Source organism: Pseudomonas sp. VD-NE ins (genome assembly GCF_031882575.1).
Classification (GTDB): Bacteria; Pseudomonadota; Gammaproteobacteria; order Pseudomonadales; family Pseudomonadaceae; genus Aquipseudomonas; species Aquipseudomonas fluorescens_BZ.
This window is the reverse complement of the sequence record NZ_CP134772.1, coordinates 1,688,718-1,705,680: the sequence shown is the minus strand read 5'-3', so window position 1 is coordinate 1,705,680 and position 16,963 is coordinate 1,688,718. Positions and strand designations below refer to the sequence as shown.

Genomic DNA, 16,963 nt, shown 5'->3' with positions numbered 1-16,963 from the left:
GTCCCTCCCCTTCAGCAGTACTTCGCCGTATGTCGCAAAGTGAGTGGAACTTTCCTCAAGCCTTTTTGCGCTCCCTAAAGCGCATAAAACAAAGGCTTTCATGCTGAACAATGTGCCGGTTTTTACAAAGCGCATAAGTTTTTTTCGGCATAAGCCTTATGAAAATTTTTTCTTAGCTACGCTTCAGGATGTTCTTAGCTCTGTTGTTACAAGAGTGAAACGCTTACACCTAAAAATATCGTCAAATATTTGGCGACAGTAACACACCATCAGGACTCAGGGAGATGCACCCATGCGCGTTCTAACCCCCCTCTGCAGCGCGGTTTTGCTGGCCATGGCTTGCACTTCTCAAGCCCAGGCCATGAACCTCACCGAGGCCATTCAAAGCACCATCGCCACTCACCCGGAACTGGCCTCGCGCGTAGACGCCCGCCTGTCGGCTGATGAACAAGTCAAAGTCGCCAAGGGCGGCTTCTATCCGTCCGTCGATTTGAACGCCGCCTATGGCCGTGGCTACAGTGACAACACCAATACCCGAGCCTTCGGTAATCACCACACCGAAATCCTCAATTACACCCAGTCCGAGCTGCGCCTGCGGCAGATGCTGTTCGACGGTTTCAACACCGCCAACGAAGTCGAGCGCACCAAGGGCGTGTCCAATTCGCGTGCGTACTACGCGCAAGGCACCGCTCAGGATCTGGCCCTGCGCACCATCGAGGTCTACCTCGAAGTGCTCAAGCGTCGCGAGCTGGTAACCCTGGCCCGCAACAACCTGCAGGCGCACTTGCGCGTCAACGATCAGATCGGCCTGCGCACCGAGCGTGGCGTTGGCAGCACCGCCGACTCGGATCAATCGGTCGCGCGTAAAGCGCTGGCGCAGAACAACCTCGACACCGCTGAAGTCGATCTGTCTGACGCCGAAGCCAACTTCTACAGCGTGGTCGGGCGCATGCCTGATGAGCTGGAAACCCCGGCCTCGACCCGTGGCGAACTGCCGACCCAATTGCGTGAAGCCCAGCAGAGCATGGTCGACAACAACCCGTATCTGAAGTCCGCCCAGGCTGACGTGCAATCGGCCGAGAGCCAGTACGAAGTCGCCAAGTCGCCGTTCTATCCACGCTTCGACGCGGAAGCGGCCGTCGGCGCGAACAACAACGTGCAGGGCGATGAAGGCCACGATAACGAATGGCGCGTGGGTGTGGTGATGAACTACAACCTGTTCCGTGGCGGCAGTGACAAGGCGCGCCTGGCCTCCGATGCGCACCAGATCAACCAGGCGATGGACATCCGCAACAACGCCCTGCGCCAACTCAACGAGAACATCCGCCTGGCGTGGAACGCCATGGAAAACGCGAAGAAACAGACCCCGACCGCCCGCGAATACGCTGAAACCACCAAACGTGTACGCGCCGCGTATCAGGATCAGTTCGGCCTCGGCCAACGCACCCTGCTCGACTTGCTCGACAGTGAAAACGAGCTCTACAACGCCAACCGTCGCTACACCGAAATCCGCTACACCGAGGAATACTCGATGTACCGCGTGCTGGCGAACATGGGCCAGTTGCTGAGCAAACAACGGGTGGTGCTGCCGGCCGATGCGATCGCTGCGACCGAGGTCAAAAACGAAGCGCGCCTGCCCGAGCTGAAATAAGTCCACTGTTGATCGTTCCCACGCTCTGCGTGGGAATGCCTCAATGGACGCTCTGCGTCCGCTTTGGGACGCGGAGCGTCCCGGGCTGCATTCCCACGCGGAGCGTGGGAACGATCAATGTGTGGATTCCCGTGCCCGTTCAACAGAGGCGATCAATATGACCAGCATGGAACCCGGCCATACCGGGGTCGATCCGCGGCTGAGCTTCGATGATCCGTTACTCGACGGTCTGTTGATCCTCTGCAAACTGCATGGCGCGACAGTCAGCCGCGCCAGCCTGAGTGCCGGGCTGCCCCTGAACAAGCAGCGCCTGAGTCTGGATCTGCTGCCCCGCGCTGCCGCCCGGGCCGGGTTGCAGGCGCGTATTCTGCGCCGCGATCTGAAAGACATCTCGCCACTCAATCTGCCGATTCTGTTGCTGCTCAACGACGGCCGCACCGCCGTATTGCGGCGTTTCGGCGACGACGGCAAAGCGCTGATCCTGCCCAGTGAAGCCGATGGCGGCGAGCAATGGGTCAGCCGTGAAGAACTCACCGAGCACTACAGCGGCCAGGCATTATTCGCCCGCCCACGCCATGAACTCGAAGACCTGCGCTCGCCGCTGGTGCCACGGGTGCATGCGTGGTTTCGCGACACCCTGAAGCTGTCGAAATGGTTGTATAGCGATGCGATTCTCGCCAGTTTCCTGATCAACCTTTTAGGCCTGATGGTGCCGCTGTTCGTCATGCAGACTTACGATCGCGTGGTGCCCAATCAGGCCACCTCGACCCTGTGGGTGCTGTCGATCGGGCTGCTGATCGGCACCGGGTTTGAACTGGTGTTGCGGGTGGTGCGTGCGCACCTGCTCGACACTGCCGGCAAGAAAACCGATGTGATCCTTTCCGCGACTTTATTCGAGCGCATTACCGGCATGTCGATGAAGGCACGGCCGGCGACAATCGGCGGTTTCGCCCAGAGCATTCATGACTTTCAGGGCCTGCGTGAATTTCTCACGGCGGTGACGTTGACCAGCCTGATCGATCTGCCTTTCGTGGTGTTGATGCTGGTGGTCATCGGCTTGCTCGGCGGCTGGCTGGTGGTGATTCCACTGCTGGCGTTTCCGATCACCATCGTCTTCGCGATGATCATTCAGGTGCGCCTGCGCGACACCGTGCAAAAGAGCCTGAGCCTCGGCGCTGAACGCCAAGCGGTGTTGATTGAAACCCTCGGCGGCCTGGAAACCCTCAAGGCCTGCAGCGCCGAAAGTGAGCGCCAGCACAAATGGGAAAGCACCCACGGCGCCCTCACCCGCCTCGACAGCCACGCGCGCAATCTGTCGGCGCTGGCCACCAACGGCACGTTGTTCATTCAACAATTCTCGGGGATGGCGACGATTGTTGCCGGGGTCTACAGCATCATCGCCGGCAACCTCAGCGTCGGTGCGCTGGTCGCCAGCTACATGCTCGGCAGCCGCGTGCTCGCGCCGCTGGGGCAGATTGCCGGGCTGATCACCCGCTATCAGCAAGCGCAACTGACCATGAAAAGCACCGACGCACTGATGGCCCTGCCGCAGGAGCGCGACGGCAAACAGCGGCCGCTGGAGCGCACGCAATTGCAAGGCGCGCTCGACGTCAGCGGCGTGACCTTTCATTACAACGGCCAGAATGCGCCGGCGTTGAGCAACGTCAGCTTCAGCCTGAAACCCGGTGAACGGGTCGGCATCATCGGCCGCAGCGGCTCGGGCAAAAGCACCCTGGCGCGTTTGCTCATGGGTTTCTATGAACCCGAGGAGGGCCAACTGCTGCTCGACGGCCTCGACCTGCGCCAACTCGATGTCGCCGACCTGCGCCAGCAAATCGGCTATGTCGCCCACGACCTACCGCTATTGGCCGGCAGCTTGCGCGACAACCTCACCCTCGGCGCGCGCTACATCAGCGATTCGCGAATGCTCGAAGTGGCTGAACTGACCGGCGTTACCGAACTCGCTCGCCAGCATCCGCAAGGCTTCGATCGACCGGTGGGTGAGCGCGGACAATTGCTGTCCGGCGGCCAACGTCAGGCCGTTTTGCTGGCGCGATCGCTGCTGCTCGACCCGCCGATCATGCTGCTCGACGAACCCACCAGTGCCATGGACAACAGCAGCGAGGACCAACTGCGGCAGAAGCTGCACGGCTGGGTGCAAGGCAAGACATTGCTGCTGGTCACCCACCGTACCTCGATGTTGAGTCTGGTGGACCGCTTGCTGGTACTGGACAACGGCCGGGTCGTCGCCGACGGTCCGAAAGAAGCGGTCATCGATGCACTGCGCAAGGGCCGTGTCGGCTCGGCGGCGGTCTAGGAGTTGCCCCATGTCTGCTTCCACCGATAGCAAAGAGCGCGGCTACTTCGAAAGTTTCGGCAAAAGCGCCGAAGCCGAATTCATGCCGGAAACCGCCGGCGCGTCCCTGCAGGATTCGCCGCGCTGGTCGCGGATCACCGTGTGGCTGGCCGCAGCGCTGCTGATCAGCGCGGTGGTCTGGGCCAAGTTCGCCGTGCTCGAAGAAGTGACCATGGGCGAAGGCAAGGCGATTCCGTCGAGCAAGGTTCAGGTAATCCAGAACCTTGAGGGCGGCATCGTCACCGAGATCTTCGTGCGTGAAGGCCAGATGGTGAACAAGGGCGACACGCTGCTGCGTCTGGATGACACACGCTTTCGCTCGAACAAGGGCGAGAGCGAGGCCGATCGCTATGCGTTGACCGCGCAGGTCGAACGGCTATCGGCGGAGGCCGAGGGCCGGCCGTTCAAGCTTTCCGATGAGGTGATCGCCAAGGCACCGCAAGTCGCCGAGGACGAACGCTCACTGTACGAACAACGCCAGCGCCGCTTGGCCAGCGAGCAGCGCACGCTGAGCGAACAACTGCGGCAGAAGACTCAGGAACTCGCCGAATTTCGCTCCAAACAAGGCCAGTTCAGTTCCAGCCTGGCGCTGCTGCAACAAGAGATGAACATGTCCGAACCGCTGGTGAAAACCGGTGCGGTGTCCCCCGTGGAAATCCTCCGCCTCAAGCGCAGCGCCGTGGAAATTCGTGGCTCGCTGAATGCCACCACTTTGGCGATTCCCCGCGCCGAATCGGCGATTGCCGAGATCCGCAGCAAGATCGATGAATCTGAGCAAACCTTCCGCTCCGAGGCGGCGAAAGAGCTGAATGAGAAACGCACCGACCTGTCGAAAATCACCGCGACCAGCATCGCCATCGACGACCGCGTCACCCGCACTACCGTCACCTCACCAGTGCACGGCGTGATCAAGCAATTGAAGGTCAACACCATCGGCGGCGTGGTTCAGCCGGGCAGCGACATGGTTGAAATCGTGCCGTTGGAAGACAACCTGCTGATCGAAGCTAAAGTGCGGCCGCAGGATGTTGCGTTCCTGCATCCGGGCCAGAAAGCCATGGTCAAGTTCAGTGCTTACGACTACACGATTTACGGTGGGCTGAGCGCCAAGCTTGAGCTGATCGGTGCCGACACGATCACCGATGACAAGGGCAACAGCTTCTATCTGATTCAGGTGCGTACCGATAAAAACCACTTGGGCGGGGATGTGAAACCGTTGCTGATCATTCCGGGGATGGTGGCGACGGTGGACATTATTACCGGGGAGAAAAGTGTCCTGGATTACCTGCTAAAACCGGTGCTGAAAGCCCGGACCGAGGCGATGCGCGAACGCTAGAGATATGCGGATTTTGTGATGAATTGACTGGCCCCATCGCTGGCAAGCCAGCTCCCACAGTGTCCGTGTCGGCCACAAAACCTGTGAACACCTCAGAACCTGTGGGAGCTGGCTTGCCAGCGATGAGGCCAGCAAGAACACCGACTATTTTTCAGCATGATTACGCTGAAACGTTTCTTCCCCCATCGCCGCAATCTGCCCCTCGATCAACGCCTCGAACGGTTTGAGCAACGGCTCGAATGAAGCCGGCGCCTCCAGTGTTTGCAACGCCTGCACAATCGCCTCGATGGTCGACAACGCCCCCGGCCCCGGCGCCTTGCGCAGCCGATAGCGCGACACGCCACCCTCGGCCAGTGTCACGCGTGGCAACGCCGCCAGCAGCGGATTGAGGTGCAACATCTTCCGCGCCTTGCGCCATGTGCCGTCCGGGACCACCAGCAACAACGGCTCGTCGGATGCACCATAAGCCTGCATCGGCTGCGCATCATCGGCAGGGAACAACAACCGCGCCTGATACCCCGGCCGATTCAACAGCGCCGGCAAATCCTCGAATACTTCACCAACAATCAGCTCGGCATTGGTCAGTCCCAAAGCCGCCAACCGCGCGGTATTCAACGCATGATTGACCTCACTCGGATGCTGCAACAGCAACACCCGCGTGCGGCTGTCGAGGCTCGGGATCAGCGGGCACAGACAATGGGTCTGGGGGCGCAGGCAGCGCGGGCATTGGGGTCTGGACATACTTCTTTTTCCTACAAGCTAAGCCTGATTGAGCTGGGCTTTGAGCAAATCGCGGAAGGTCTGGATCAGCGGCTCGCGGCTGCGGCCCCGGCGCATGATCATCGAAAACGGCGCTTGATAACCGAACGTCGCCGGCAGCAAGACGCGCAAATCACCCTTATCGGCCCAGGCCTGAGCGTAGTGCTCCGGCAAGTAACCGATGTAGGCGCCGGACAGCACCAGAATAAGCTGCGCTTCCATACTTTCCACGGTGGCGGCGCTGTGTTTGAAACCGTGCCGTGCGAGTTCCGCCTGACTCCAGTAACCACGTCCGACCATGCGTTGCTGGGTGATGACTTGCTCGGGAATCCGCCGTTCGTTGAACAACGGGTGACGACTGCTGCAATACAGCCAGTGTTGCTCGCGGTACAGCGGCATGTAGATCAGGCCGCTCATGCGCGTGGAAAACGCACCGATGGCCAGATCGAGGCGGTTGTCCTGCACGCCGAGTTGCAGTTCGTACGGGCTCATCACCGACAGATGCAAATGCACCGCCGGGTGTTCCTGGCTGTAGGCGCCGATGGCTTCGGCGAACGGCAAGGCCTTGTCGCTGACGGTGGAGTCGATCACGCCGAGGTTGAGCGTACCGCGCAGTTCGCCCTTGAGCGTGGCGGCGTATTGCTCGAAGCCTTCGAGTTCGGCGAGCAGGCGCAGGGTTTCCTGATGGAATAGCTCACCCTTGCTGGTCAGGCTGAACCCGCCGCGCCCGCGATGGCACAGCACAAGGCCGAGCGCGGCTTCGAGCTGGCTCATGTAGGTGCTGATCGCCGAGGTCGACAGGTTGAGTTCCTGCTGCGCGTTGGCAAAACCCTGATGACGCACGACGCTGACGAAGATGCGCAACAGTTTCAGGTCGGGTAAAGCGTTGGCCATGTCTACTCCGGGCTTTGCAACTGTGTGTGTCTGTGGGAAATGCCCCTCACCCCAGCCCTCTCCCGAGGGAGAGGGAGCTGATCTCCATGGCTTTCAAATCCTGAGTTCGACTCGATTTTTCAGGTCGATGCAGATTCCGCCAACAACTCGGTCGGCCCCCTCTCGCTCTGGGAGTGAGGGAGAGGGAGCTGATCTCCATGGCTTTCAAATCCTGAGTTCGACTCGATTTTTCAGGTCGATGCAGATTCCGCCAACAACTCGGTCGGCCCCCTCTCGCTCTGGGAGTGAGGGAGAGGGAGCTGATCTCCATGGCTTTCAAATCCTGAGTTCGACTCGATTTTTCAGGTCGATGCAGATTCCGCCAACAACTCGGTCGGCCCCCTCTCGCTCTGGTAGTGAGGGAGAGGGAGCTGATCTCCATGGCTTTCAAATCCTGAGTTCGACTTGATTTTTCAGGTCGATGCAGATTCCGCTGACAACTCGGTCGGCCCCCTCTCGCTCTGGTAGTGAGGGAGAGGGAGCTGATCTCCATGGCTTTCAAATCCTGAGTTCGACTCGATTTTTCAGGTCGATGCAGATTCCGCCAACAACTCGGTCGGCCCCCTCTCGCTCTGGTAGTGAGGGAGAGGGAGCTGATCTCCATGGCTTTCAAATCCTGAGTTCGACTCGATTTTTCAGGTCGATGCAGATTCCGCCAACAACTCGGTCGGCCCCCTCTACCTCTGGGAGAGGGCTGGGGTGAGGGCAACGATCTCCTGTCGATCACACGACCCGAACCCGACAAAGTCTAATCGCCCCTCGCCCATTAGTTTAGAAAAATCTGAACTAAGTTTTTGCCCGTAGCGATTCTTTCCCCTCACTACATTTCGCATCATCGGCCCCACAGCGGCGTCCGAACCTTTGCTCAACGGCGCGCCGACATAAATAAAACAAAGACGATGAGGCCTTACCCGTGGACAAGATTCTTCACCAACCACTGGGCGGCAACGAAATGCCGCGCTTCGGCGGCATCGCCACCATGCTCCGACTCCCCCATGTACCGACCGCTGCCGGCCTGGACGCTGCCTTCGTTGGCGTGCCACTGGACATCGGTACTTCGTTGCGCCCCGGCACCCGCTTCGGGCCGCGCGATATCCGCACCGAATCAGTGATGATCCGCCCGTACAACATGGCCACCGGCGCGGCGCCATTCGACTCGCTGTCGGTGGCCGACATCGGTGACGTGGCAATCAACACCTTCAACCTGCTCGACGCCGTGCGCATCATCGAAGAAGCCTACGACAACATTCTCGAGCACAACGTGATCCCGATGACCCTGGGTGGCGACCACACCATCACCCTGCCGATCCTGCGGGCGATTCATAAAAAGCACGGCAAGGTCGGTCTGGTGCACATCGATGCCCACGCTGACGTCAACGATCACATGTTCGGCGAGAAGATCGCTCACGGTACGACCTTCCGTCGCGCCGTCGAAGAAGGCCTTCTGGACTGCGACCGCGTGGTGCAAATTGGTTTGCGCGCACAGGGTTACACCGCTGATGACTTCAACTGGAGCCGCGATCAGGGCTTCCGCGTCGTACAAGCCGAAGAGTGCTGGCACAAGTCGCTGGCGCCACTGATGGCTGAAGTGCGCGAGAAAGTCGGCGGTGGTCCGGTGTATCTGAGCTTCGACATCGACGGCATCGACCCGGCCTGGGCACCTGGCACCGGCACCCCGGAAATCGGTGGTCTGACGACCATTCAGGCAATTGAGATCGTTCGCGGCTGCCAAGGCCTCGACCTGATCGGTTGCGATCTGGTAGAAGTCTCGCCCGCTTATGACACCACCGGCAACACCTCGCTGCTGGCCGCCAACCTGCTGTACGAAATGCTCTGCGTACTGCCTGGCGTGGTCCATCGCTGAGGGTCGGGTCATGAACGAACGTGATCAGGTTTTGCAAGCGGCCGCCGATCTGGTGTCCGCCTTCGCCCGTAACGATCGCGAAGCCTACTTCGGCGCGTTCAGCGCCGATGCAAGTTTCGTTTTCTACACCCTCGAACAGCCGCTGCTGTCGCGCGATGCCTATCAGGCCTTGTGGGACAGCTGGCGCGCCGAGGATGGCTTCGAGGTGCTTGCGTGCACCTCGAGCAACGCTTTCGTCAGCCTGCAAGGTGAGGTGGCGATTTTCATCCATGACGTGGCCACCGAGCTGCGCATGCAAGGGGAGCAACACTTCAGCCAGGAGCGCGAGACGATTGTTTTCAAGAAACAAACGTCGAGCCTAGAACAACAAGGCCTTTGGCTGGCCTGTCACGAACATTTGTCCGCAATGCCGGAAGGGCTGCCATCCCCTTAGCCAAATAGGTGACGCCTCACGCACGATGAGGCGCGCCTTTATGATCGGAGCAGATCATGAATAACAACAACAACGACCAAAGCCTTACGCAAATTGAAACCCACGGGGTCGAACAGATCCCGGACCACGAACGCAGCGCAGGCCCGACGGACTTGTTCCGGATGATCTTCGGTGGTTCGAATACCTTTGCCACCGCCGTGCTCGGCAGTTTCCCGGTGCTGTTCGGTCTGTCTTTTCAGGCCGGCGTCTGGGCGACTGTGTCGGGCGTGCTGCTTGGCTCGCTGATCCTCGCACCGATGGGCCTGTTCGGCCCGCTCAACGGCACCAACAATGCCGTGTCGTCCGGTGCGCACTTCGGCGTACACGGGCGGATCGTCGGTTCGTTCCTGTCGCTGTTGACCGCTATCGCGTTTTTCTCGCTCTCGGTGTGGAGTTCGGGCGATGCGCTGATCGGCGGTGCAAAACGCCTGATCGGTCTGCCGGAAACCGACCTGACTTTGGGCCTGGCCTACGGTCTGTTCGCGATTCTGGTGCTGACCGTGTGCATCTACGGCTTCCGCTTTTTGCTGTGGGTGAACAAGATCGCGGTGTGGAGCGCCAGCCTGTTGTTCCTGCTGGGCATCTTCGCCTTCGCCGGTCCTTTCGATGTGAACTACGCCGGTACGGTGAGCCTCGGTCAGCCAGGCTTTTGGGCCGCGTTCATCGGCGCCGCGCTGGTGGCGATGAGCAACCCGATTTCCTTCGGCGCGTTCCTCGGCGACTGGTCGCGCTACATCCCGCGTGACACCTCCAAGCAACGCATCATGGCGGCGGTGGTGCTGTCGCAGATCGCCACGTTCATCCCGTTCCTGTTCGGCCTGACCACCGCGACCATCGTCGCGATCAAGGCGCCGGACTACATCGCGGCGAACAACTATGTCGGCGGTTTGCTGGCGGTTTCGCCGAGCTGGTTCTTCCTGCCGGTGTGCCTGATTGCGGTGATCGGCGGCATGTCCACCGGCACCACCTCGCTGTATGGCACCGGGCTGGACATGTCCAGCGTGTTTCCGCGGGTGCTGTCGCGGGTGAAGGCGACGCTGCTGATCGGCGTGCTGTCGATTGCCTTCATCTTCATCGGTCGCTTTGCAGCGAACCTGGTGCAGAGCGTGTCGACCTTCGCCGTGCTGATCATCACCTGCACCACGCCATGGATGGTGATCATGATCATCGGCCTCTTGGTGCGTCGCGGCTTCTACTGCCCGGATGACCTGCAAGTGTTCACGCGCGGCGAACAGGGCGGTCGCTACTGGTTCAGCCACGGCTGGAACTGGCGTGGTCTGGGTGCGTGGATTCCGAGCGCGGCGGTTGGCCTGTGCTTCGTCAACCTGCCGGGGCAATTCGTCGGCCTGCTGGGTGAAATGGCCGGCGGCATCGACGTCAGCTTGCCGGTGACTCTCGGCCTGGCCTCGGTGGTGTACCTGACGCTGCTGAGCCTGTTTCCGGAACCGCGCGAAGTGTTCGGCCCGAAGGATGCCCGAAGTGAAGCCGCAGTAAAACCTCAACTGCGTCAGGCCGCCTGACGCAGATCCCCTGTGGGAGCGAGCCTGCTCGCGAAGACTTCAGCACATTCAACATTGATGTGACTGACAGACCGCCTTCGCGAGCAGGCTCGCTCCCACAGTGAGATTCGAATTCAGCCTCACATAAAAAAGACAATCGGAGACACGCCATCATGGCTTTGGATTTATTCGTCGTCCTCATTTACGCCGCCGGCATGCTCTTGCTCGGCTACTTCGGCATGCGCAAGGCCAAGACCAACGAGGACTTTCTCGTCGCCGGGCGTAACCTCGGCCCAAGCCTGTACATGGGCACCATGGCCGCGACCGTGCTCGGTGGCGCGTCCACCGTCGGCACCGTGCGTCTGGGCTACGTGCACGGCATCTCCGGTTTCTGGCTGTGCGCGGCACTCGGTTGCGGCATCGTCGCGCTGAACCTGTTCCTCGCCAAACCGCTGCTGAAACTGAAGATCTACACCGTTACCCAGGTCCTGGAAAAACGCTACAACCCGATGGCCCGCTCGGCGAGCGCGGCGATCATGCTGGCTTACGCGCTGATGATCGGCGTGACCTCGATTCTCGCCATCGGCACCGTGCTGCAAGTGCTGTTCGGCCTGCCCTTCTGGATCTCGGTACTGCTCGGCGGTGGTGTCGTGGTGGTTTACTCGGCGATCGGCGGCATGTGGTCGCTGACCCTGACCGACATCGTCCAGTTCATCATCAAGACCGTGGGCCTGATGTTCATCCTGTTGCCGATCTGCCTGTACCGCGTTGGCGGTTGGGACGAACTGGTGCTGAAACTGCCGGCCACTGCCTTCAGCTTCACCACCATCGGCTGGGACACGATCATCACCTACTTCATGATCTACTTCTTCGGCATCCTGATCGGTCAGGACATCTGGCAACGGGTGTTCACCGTCAAGACCGCCAAAGTCGCGCAATACGCCGGCAGCATCGCGGGCATCTACTGCATCGTCTACGGTCTGGCCTGCGCGCTGATCGGCATGGCTGCGCACGTGCTGATCCCGGATCTGGACAACGTCAACAACGCCTTCGCCGCCATCGTCAAACTGTCGCTGCCGGACGGCATCCGGGGTCTGGTGATCGCGGCTGCACTCGCGGCGATGATGTCCACCGCCAGCGCCGGCCTCCTTGCCGCGGCCACTACTCTGACTGAAGACCTGCTGCCGAAACTGCGTGGCGGCAAACCGTCGAGCCTGGGCATCAACCGCCTGTTCACCCTGCTGACCGGTGTGGTCGTGCTGGGTATCGCGCTGGTGGTCAACGATGTGATCAGCGCCCTGACTCTTGCTTACAACCTGTTGGTGGGCGGCATGCTGATCCCGCTGATGGGTGCGATCTTCTGGAAACGCGCGACCACCGCCGGCGCCATCGCCAGCATGGGCCTGGGTTTTGCCACTGCACTGCTGTTCATGTTCAAGGATGGTCTGGATGCCAACACGCCGATCTACTACAGCCTGGCTGTGGGTCTGGTGAGTTTCGTGGTGGTCAGCCTGGTCTCCCCTCGCCCGGCAACCGTGGCAAGTGCGATCTAAGCTCTGATGTAACGACTTGATGCTTTCTTCGACGGGTGTGGCGTCGGTTGCCACACCCGTTTTTTTCGTCTGGAGAAAAGTGAATATGAAGATCGTTTCCCGCGATCAGTGGTTTGAAGTGCAGCACCTGAGCGATGGCATCCGGCTTATTCACGAGCCGTATATTCGGCCTTTCTACCGCTGCAACCTCTGGCATGTTCAGGGCCGCGATAAAGACCTGTTGCTCGACAGCGGTTCGGGATTGGTCAGCCTGCGCGAGCAGTTGCCGTGGATTACCGAGCGGCCGCTGGTGGCAGTGGCCAGTCATTGCCATTTCGACCATATCGCCGGCCATCATGAATTTGCTGAACGACTGGTGCATCGCGCCGAGGCGGACATTCTGGCCGCGCCGAATGGCGAGAATGATTTGAGCCGCGCCTTCGTCGGCGACGACATGTTTGAAGCGCATCCGGATTGCCCATTGTGCTACGCCGAATACCGGGTCAAAGCCGCGCCAGCCACCGGGTTTGTCGAGGACGGTGATGTGCTCGATCTGGGCAATCGCACGCTGCAGGTGCTGCACACACCGGGGCATTCGCCGGGCGGGATCAGCCTGTATGAGGCGGCGACGCAAACCCTGTTCAGCGGCGACATCATCTACGACGGCCCGCTGATCGAAGACGCCTACCACTCCGATCTGCAGGACTACGCCACCAGTCTGCGGCGTTTGCAGAAATTGCCAATACGCACGGTGCATGGCGGGCATTTCGGCAGTTTTTCCGGGGAGCATTTGCGCTCGATGATTGACCAGTGGTTGCGCGGCCACGCCTGAGGCCTGCTTCACTCAAGCACAACAACCATCAGAAATATCTGCCATGAGAAGAGCTGCCGTACGTGCCGCCGTGCACCGGTATATCCGGCGTCTGCTGGAAACCCGCGAATTCAACGACAACACCAGCCTGGTGCAATTGGGGCTGGAGAAAGCCGATATCGAAGATCTGATTTTTCATCTGGAAGATGAATTCGGACTGACGGCGTTCACCGCCGAGGAAGACCGCATGCTCAAGACCGCGAAGACCGCGAATGACTTGAGCCGGTTTTTGCTTGAGATTGGCCGTCATTAAAAGCAAAAGATCGCAGCCTTCGGCAGCTCCTACATTAATCCGTGTAGAAGTTGCCGAAGGCTGCGATCTCTTGATCTTGAATCCTTTGATCTCGGATCGGGGGCGTTACCGGCGCCGTTGTTGACGGCGGCGCTGCTCGTCATCGGAGCGGATCGGTACAGGTTGCAGAGGCGGTTCGATCAAACCGAGGGCAACACCCAAATCGTGCAGCCAGTTTTGAATTTTCTCTTTCATCGTCATGCCCCCTTCAGGGTGGTGCTGAGCGGCCGGAATTCTGAGGTCGCTTCGCACTGATAATAGTCCGAAGTCCTACGCAATGCTCGACCAAATCCGCAATGATCTGTTACTGAATTGAACAGAGTTCGCCGTCATTGGTTCAGGCTGTTTCCCGGGTTTCGATCTGAGCCGCGGGATAGACAGCCTGCTGCACCTCGATCCAGGCATTGAGGTTGGCGCCGACCATGCCCTTGCGCCACATGAGCCATGTTTTCGCACCCACGAATGGCTCGGCCAACGCATGCATCGCCACGCTGTCGCGCCCCGGCAGACTGGCCAGCATCGACTCCGACATCAGCGCCACGCCACTGCCGGCAATCACGCAGGCGAGCATGCCCTGATACGACTCGATCTCCATCGCCCGGCCCATGGTCGCGTGGTAGTGCGCATACCACGCCTCCAGACGCATCCGGTAAGAGCAACCTCGGCGGAAGGTGAACACCGAGCGCCCCTCCACATCCCGGGCGCTGCGCACGGGCGGATGATCGATTTCAGTGATCAGCACCAGCCGCTCCTCGCACAACGGCACACCGTCGAGCCCGGCCAGTTCCAACGGGCCATCGACCAACGCGGCATCAAGACGACCGGTGAGCAAGCCCTCCAGTAACTCCCCACTGGGCGCTGACTGCACCTGCAGATTCACCGCTGGATACTGTTTGTGATAACGCGCCAGCAGCGCCGGCAGGTGAATCGCCGCCGTGCTGTACATGGTGCCCAACGCAAAATCGCCGGCCGGTTTGCCGCCCATCACCGCCGCACTGGCCTGATCGCGCAGGGCGAAGAGTTTGCCGGTGTAGTCCAGCAGGACTTTTCCCGCAGGCGACAGCTGCAAACGCTGACGCTCACGGACGAAAAGCTCTACACCCAGTTGTTCTTCAAGCTGTTTGAGCCGCGTCGACAGGTTCGACGGCACTCGATGCAGGCGTTCGGCGGCGCGGGTAATCGAACCCTCCTCGGCCACGGCCTGAAAGATCCGCAGTTGGCTGAATTCCACAACCTTTCTCCAGAACAGAACAAGTTACTCACTATTATTCAATTTTAAAGAAAGTCAATCAGTCCTAGCCTGACGGTCATTGATCCTTCCAAGGAATCCCGACCATGTCGCCACTGATTCGCTTATCCGCTTGCTTCGTTGCCCTGATGATGGCCATGGGCATCGGACGTTTCGCCCTCACCCCGCAAATGCCACACCTGCTCAGCGAAGGGCAGATCGACCTGACGGCCGCCGGTCTGATTGCGGCGGCCAACTACCTCGGCTACCTGCTCGGCGCGGTGGACGCGATGTTCGCCCATCGCCCGCAGCAGGTTCAGCGGCGCCTGCATGGCGGCCTGTGGTTGTGCGTGCTGCTGACGCTGGCGTCGTTCTGGGCGGATGGTTTCTGGTCGCACCTGGTGCTGCGCTTCGGCACCGGGGTGGCGAGTGCCTGGGTGCTGGTGATGATCACGTCTTTAAGCCAACCCTTGGCAGCCGCAGCGGGTCGTCCGCGTTTGGGCGCATTGGTTTTTGCCGGACCGGGTTTGGGGATCTTTCTGACAGGGTTGTTGGCGCTGGTCTCACATCTGCTGAATCAGACATCCACGACGTTGTGGCTGATTTATGCAGCGGCTGCGCTGCTGATGATGCTGGGTGTCTGGCGACTGCTGCCAACGCCCGTTGCAACGGCTACGGTTGCAGTGGCGGCCGTCAGTCCATCGAATCGGGGCATCGGCCGGTTAGCGGTGATTTATGCGCTGTATGGTGTTGGTTACATCATTCCGGCGACCTTCCTGTCGCAAATGGCCAATGCGCAGTTCCACGGGCAGTGGCAGGCCGATTTGTTCTGGCCGTGCTTTGGTTTGGGTGCCGCGATCGGTGTGGTGCTGGTGAGCCTGCGTCGTCACGATCCCGCAACCACCCGTCACTGGTTAATGGCGACGCTGTGGCTACAAGCGGCCGGTGTGTTCGCTTGCCTGCTGGGCAGCGGCATTGGCCTCGCGCTGGGGGTGATCCTCTGCGGCACGCCATTTCTGGCTTGCATGCAACTGGTCATGCAGCGCTCGCGGGAACTGGCACCGCACTCCACGCAACGCAATGCCGGGATGCTCACCGCCTGCTTCGCCGTCGGCCAACTCAGCGGCCCTCTATTGGCAGCACTGAGCAGTCATTACAGCGGGAGCCTGCACCCGGCCCTGGTGATCGCCGGCAGCGGTTTACTGATTGCCGGCGGACTGGCGATCCAGTCGACTAGCGCTGGCCCAGCGCTTTGCGCAAACGCCGACGCAGCCACTGCTCGGCGCTGACAAACGTGATGCCGAGCAGCACCAGCACGGCGCCGACGACGAAGTTAACCGTCAACTGTTCGCCGAGCAGCAACACGCCAAAGGTCACGCCGAACAACGGCGTCATGAATGAAAACACCGCAAGGTTGGCTGCCAGATACCGGCGCAGCAGCCAAAACCAGATCAGGTAGCTGAAGAACGACACCACCAGGCCTTGAAACAACACGCTGGCCACCGCCACGGGGGTCAGGCTGAGGTGGGTGATCTGGCCGCTGAACAGCGCAATCAATAGCAAGCCGACGAAACCGACGATCAACTGGTAGAACAAGGTCAGCGTCACCGGAGCTTCCGACAGCCGCGAGGCGCGCACCACCACCGTGGTCGCGCCCCAACAGGCGCCAGCCAACACGCCAAAGGCATCCCCGAGCAGCATACGCCGGTCGAGGTTGTCCCACGACACGCCGCCAGCGAAGGCAATCGCAATACCGATAAACGCGAGCAGAATCCCCAGCCATTGCAACGGCCGCAAGCGTTCACTGGCCAGCAGGAAATGTACGCCCAGCGCGGTGAAAATCGGCGCGGTGTAGAGGAACACCGACATGTGTGCGGCGGTGGTCAGTTGCAGACCTTCAGCGATGAAAAAGAATTCCAGACCGAACAGCGCACCGGCCAGCAAACCACCGCGCCAAGTCGTCCCGACCTGATCCCAGCCGCCCTTCCAGCAGATCAGCAACCCCACCAGCAACGCAGAGATCCCCGAGCGCGCGGCCGCTTGCATGACAGGCGCGATGTCCGGCGCTGCCCACTTGATCATCACTTGCTGCACGCCCCAGATCAGGCAGAGGCCGACCATCACCTGCAAGGCAAAACGGTCGACATTGCGCCGCTCGACACTCACCGCGACA

Annotated in this window: 15 protein-coding genes; 10 read left to right on the top strand and 5 right to left on the bottom strand. The window is 60.4% G+C overall.

What is annotated here, in order from left to right; genetic code table 11:
* Positions 1-292: 292 nt before the first annotated feature.
* From RMV17_RS07490 to RMV17_RS07480, 3 genes are all read left to right on the top strand, one after another.
* Entirely contained in the window at positions 293-1,651 is a 1,359-nt protein-coding gene (locus tag RMV17_RS07490) for a TolC family outer membrane protein (RefSeq protein WP_034153231.1), read from the top strand.
* 157 nt (positions 1,652-1,808) lie between these two features.
* Entirely contained in the window at positions 1,809-3,968 is a 2,160-nt protein-coding gene (locus tag RMV17_RS07485) for a type I secretion system permease/ATPase (RefSeq protein WP_311886154.1), read from the top strand.
* Positions 3,969-3,978: 10 nt separating this feature from the next.
* On the top strand, positions 3,979-5,340 hold the full coding sequence (locus tag RMV17_RS07480; protein WP_311886153.1) for an HlyD family type I secretion periplasmic adaptor subunit: 1,362 nt from the start codon (positions 3,979-3,981) through the stop codon (positions 5,338-5,340).
* Between the two features lie 144 nt (positions 5,341-5,484).
* On the opposite strand, the gene RMV17_RS07475 is transcribed toward RMV17_RS07480, so the two are convergent.
* Entirely contained in the window at positions 5,485-6,081 is a 597-nt protein-coding gene (locus RMV17_RS07475) for a DTW domain-containing protein (protein WP_311886152.1), read from the bottom strand.
* A gap of 18 nt (positions 6,082-6,099) precedes the next feature.
* Positions 6,100-6,993 carry a LysR family transcriptional regulator gene (locus RMV17_RS07470; RefSeq protein WP_311886151.1) on the bottom strand — a complete coding sequence of 298 codons (894 nt, stop codon included), beginning with the start codon at positions 6,991-6,993 and terminating at the stop codon, positions 6,100-6,102.
* A gap of 952 nt (positions 6,994-7,945) precedes the next feature.
* Here RMV17_RS07470 and speB point away from each other — a divergent pair.
* From speB to RMV17_RS07440, 6 genes are all read left to right on the top strand, one after another.
* Entirely contained in the window at positions 7,946-8,896 is a 951-nt protein-coding gene (gene speB / locus RMV17_RS07465) for an agmatinase (protein WP_003222717.1), read from the top strand.
* Positions 8,897-8,906: 10 nt separating this feature from the next.
* Positions 8,907-9,329, top strand: coding sequence for a nuclear transport factor 2 family protein (locus RMV17_RS07460; protein ID WP_311886150.1), 423 nt, complete (start codon positions 8,907-8,909; stop codon positions 9,327-9,329).
* Positions 9,330-9,385: 56 nt separating this feature from the next.
* Complete coding sequence (locus RMV17_RS07455; protein WP_311886149.1) at positions 9,386-10,888, top strand: cytosine permease; 1,503 nt, start codon at positions 9,386-9,388, stop codon at positions 10,886-10,888.
* Positions 10,889-11,040: 152 nt separating this feature from the next.
* Complete coding sequence (locus tag RMV17_RS07450; protein WP_034153225.1) at positions 11,041-12,420, top strand: sodium:solute symporter; 1,380 nt, start codon at positions 11,041-11,043, stop codon at positions 12,418-12,420.
* Positions 12,421-12,505: 85 nt separating this feature from the next.
* Positions 12,506-13,231 carry an MBL fold metallo-hydrolase gene (locus tag RMV17_RS07445; RefSeq protein ID WP_311886148.1) on the top strand — a complete coding sequence of 242 codons (726 nt, stop codon included), beginning with the start codon at positions 12,506-12,508 and terminating at the stop codon, positions 13,229-13,231.
* 43 nt (positions 13,232-13,274) lie between these two features.
* The gene (locus tag RMV17_RS07440) at positions 13,275-13,523 is read left to right on the top strand and encodes a phosphopantetheine-containing protein (protein WP_034153223.1); all 249 of its coding nucleotides are present in this window, start codon (positions 13,275-13,277) and stop codon (positions 13,521-13,523) included.
* 105 nt (positions 13,524-13,628) lie between these two features.
* On the opposite strand, the gene RMV17_RS07435 is transcribed toward RMV17_RS07440, so the two are convergent.
* Both RMV17_RS07435 and ptrR read right to left on the bottom strand, forming a co-directional pair.
* A complete protein-coding gene (locus RMV17_RS07435; protein ID WP_311887022.1) occupies positions 13,629-13,757 on the bottom strand; it encodes a PA1414 family protein in 129 nt (42 codons plus the stop codon).
* A 142-nt stretch (positions 13,758-13,899) separates the two neighbouring features.
* Complete coding sequence (gene ptrR / locus RMV17_RS07430) at positions 13,900-14,793, bottom strand: putrescine utilization regulator PtrR (protein ID WP_311886147.1); 894 nt, start codon at positions 14,791-14,793, stop codon at positions 13,900-13,902.
* Between the two features lie 104 nt (positions 14,794-14,897).
* Here ptrR and RMV17_RS07425 point away from each other — a divergent pair, with 104 nt between their 5' ends.
* Positions 14,898-16,079 (top strand): MFS transporter, encoded by a 1,182-nt coding sequence (locus RMV17_RS07425; RefSeq protein ID WP_311886146.1) that lies wholly within the window; start codon positions 14,898-14,900, stop codon positions 16,077-16,079.
* Here the strand turns inward: RMV17_RS07425 and RMV17_RS07420 are convergent.
* Positions 16,024-16,956: a DMT family transporter gene (locus RMV17_RS07420; RefSeq protein ID WP_108225943.1), complete on the bottom strand. Its 933-nt coding sequence runs from the start codon at positions 16,954-16,956 to the stop codon at positions 16,024-16,026. The two genes, RMV17_RS07425 and RMV17_RS07420, sit on opposite strands and share 56 nt — an antisense overlap.
* Positions 16,957-16,963 lie beyond the last annotated feature (7 nt).

Bases quoted from the DNA above. Each gene is read 5' to 3' on its own strand.
- RMV17_RS07490 (WP_034153231.1), top strand. From the start codon at position 293: ATGCGCGTTCTAACCCCCCTCTGCAGCGCGGTTTTGCTGGCCATGGCT.
- RMV17_RS07485 (WP_311886154.1), top strand. From the start codon at position 1,809: ATGACCAGCATGGAACCCGGCCATACCGGGGTCGATCCGCGGCTGAGC.
- RMV17_RS07480 (WP_311886153.1), top strand. From the start codon at position 3,979: ATGTCTGCTTCCACCGATAGCAAAGAGCGCGGCTACTTCGAAAGTTTC.
- RMV17_RS07475 (WP_311886152.1), bottom strand. From the start codon at position 6,081: ATGTCCAGACCCCAATGCCCGCGCTGCCTGCGCCCCCAGACCCATTGT.
- RMV17_RS07470 (WP_311886151.1), bottom strand. From the start codon at position 6,993: ATGGCCAACGCTTTACCCGACCTGAAACTGTTGCGCATCTTCGTCAGC.
- RMV17_RS07460 (WP_311886150.1), top strand. From the start codon at position 8,907: ATGAACGAACGTGATCAGGTTTTGCAAGCGGCCGCCGATCTGGTGTCC.
- RMV17_RS07455 (WP_311886149.1), top strand. From the start codon at position 9,386: ATGAATAACAACAACAACGACCAAAGCCTTACGCAAATTGAAACCCAC.
- RMV17_RS07450 (WP_034153225.1), top strand. From the start codon at position 11,041: ATGGCTTTGGATTTATTCGTCGTCCTCATTTACGCCGCCGGCATGCTC.
- RMV17_RS07445 (WP_311886148.1), top strand. From the start codon at position 12,506: ATGAAGATCGTTTCCCGCGATCAGTGGTTTGAAGTGCAGCACCTGAGC.
- RMV17_RS07440 (WP_034153223.1), top strand. From the start codon at position 13,275: ATGAGAAGAGCTGCCGTACGTGCCGCCGTGCACCGGTATATCCGGCGT.
- RMV17_RS07435 (WP_311887022.1), bottom strand. From the start codon at position 13,757: ATGAAAGAGAAAATTCAAAACTGGCTGCACGATTTGGGTGTTGCCCTC.
- RMV17_RS07425 (WP_311886146.1), top strand. From the start codon at position 14,898: ATGTCGCCACTGATTCGCTTATCCGCTTGCTTCGTTGCCCTGATGATG.